General features: G+C 52.4%; 1 pseudogene. It reads left to right on the forward strand.

Going from position 1 to position 233, the window contains the following annotated elements:
* Nucleotides 1–233: pseudogene (locus tag FQ664_RS18245) on the forward strand (glutathione-dependent formaldehyde dehydrogenase); the annotation flags it as partial.

Genomic DNA, 233 nt, shown 5'->3' on the forward strand with positions numbered 1-233 from the left:
GTCAGCGTGCCCGGCGTCTATGCGGGGTTCATTCACGGCTTCATGTTCGGTGATGCCTTCGACAAAGGCCTGACCTTCAAAATGGGTCAGACCCATGTTCAAAAATACCTTCCCGAACTGCTGGAGCACATTGAAGCAAGACGCCTGCAACCGGAACTGATCGTTACTCACCGCTTAGCCCTAGAAGAGGCGGCCATGGGCTACAAAATGTTCGATCAAAAGCAGGATAACTG

The sequence above is a fragment of the Pseudomonas persica genome (assembly GCF_900291015.1).
In the GTDB taxonomy this organism is placed as follows: domain Bacteria; phylum Pseudomonadota; class Gammaproteobacteria; order Pseudomonadales; family Pseudomonadaceae; genus Aquipseudomonas.